Below are 1,624 nucleotides of genomic sequence, written 5' to 3' on the forward strand. Positions count from 1 at the left end.
GGGGAGCTTTGATTATTTTGATGGGATTATTATTAATGCTAGGGCAGTTAAATGCCTTGTCAGGAATTCTTGGATAAAAGGAGAAAAAATGAAAAAAGTTATTTTTGCTGGATTGAGCCTCATGTCTCTATTTTTGTTGATTGCTTGTGGTGAAAAAGAAACCAAACAGAAAAGCAGTCCCAAACAACCTGCTGTACAACAAATCGCAGTCGGTAAGGATGCGCCAGACTTTACCTTGCAGTCTATGGATGGCAAAGAAGTCAAGTTATCAGACTATAAAGGGAAAAAGATCTATTTAAAATTCTGGGCTTCTTGGTGTGGACCATGTAAAAAAAGCATGCCTGAGTTAATGGAATTAGCTGCCAAACAAGATCGAGACTTTGAAATCTTGAGTGTCATTGCACCAGGTCTACAAGGTGAAAAAACAGTTCAAGACTTTCCAAAATGGTACCAAGAACAAGGCTACAAGGATATTCCAGTTCTATATGATACGCAAGCAATCATCAAAATGCTGGCATTTGACAGAAATTCTAAGATAAAATCACGGTCACTCACTGCGTCCAAGGAATTGGTATAGGGTTGTTGGAAACCCAATAAATCACTCGATAATTGACGATCGATTGGAAAAGTTGTCCCCGCTAAGGCAGCCGCACCCAGTGGAGATAGGTCCGTATGTTTCAAGTTAAATGCAAAGCGCTCGCTATCCCTTTGGAACATATTATAATAAGCCATGAGATGATGGGCAAAACTAATCGGTTGGGCATGTTGCAAATGAGTATAACCTGGCATGATGGTTTCCACATGTTTTTCAGCCAAATCCAGCAAAACACTGTTCAGATTCGCCAACTTATCCAAGACATGGCCAAGCTGCTCCTTTAGATATAAGTGCATATCCGTTGCGACTTGGTCATTCCGAGAACGAGCCGTGTGTAGTTTCCCAGCCAGAGGACCAATTTTCTCTGTCAGCAACACTTCCATATTCATATGAATATCTTCATTTGCAATATCAAAATGAAGCTCTCCTGCCTCTAAATCTCGCAACAAAGCTTGCAGACCATCTTGGATCTGCTCTGCCTCTTCCAAGCTTAAAATGCCAGTCTGTCCTAGCATTTGAACATGAGCTAGGGAACCCATCAAATCAAATTTTGCCAGCTGGTGGTCAAAAGAAATACTCGCACCGAACTGTTCTACCCAATCTTCCACAGTGCCTTCAAATCGACCACCCCATAATTTTGTATTTTTCGGCATATCCTGTCGTCCCTTTCTATCGCGTCACTACTCAACATTTTTCTGAACTTCTGAATAAACCTTAGTCGGAAGCCCCCAAAGCTTGATAAATCCAACAGCCGCATCTTGGTCAAAGGTATCCGCACTGGTATAAGTCGCCAAATTTTCATCGTAAAGAGAATTTGGTGATTTCCGAGCCACTACCTGGGCGTTCCCCTTATAAAGTTTAACTTTTGCAGTTCCATTGACGACCTTCTGTGTCTCCTTGATATAGGCAATCAAAGCCTGAGTTGCTGGGCTAAACCACAGGGCATTATAGATGAGATTGGACAACTCATTTTCGATAATAGGTTTGAAATGAGCCACTTCTCTCACAAGAGTCAAGTCCTCAATCTCC

General features: G+C 41.7%; 3 pseudogenes. 1 reads left to right on the forward strand and 2 read right to left on the reverse strand.

Features of this window, described 5'->3' with window-relative positions:
• Window positions 1–88: 88 nt before the first annotated feature.
• Window positions 89–499, forward strand: a pseudogene (locus GMD4S_RS08635) (TlpA disulfide reductase family protein); the annotation flags it as partial.
• Here the strand turns inward: GMD4S_RS08635 and argH are convergent.
• A pseudogene (gene argH / locus GMD4S_RS08640) lies at window positions 499–1,248 on the reverse strand (argininosuccinate lyase); the annotation flags it as partial. The pseudogenes GMD4S_RS08635 and argH overlap by 1 nt on opposite strands.
• 27 nt (window positions 1,249–1,275) lie before the next feature.
• Window positions 1,276–1,624, reverse strand: a pseudogene (locus GMD4S_RS08645) (argininosuccinate synthase domain-containing protein); the annotation flags it as partial.

It is taken from the genome of Streptococcus sp. GMD4S (assembly GCF_000296955.1).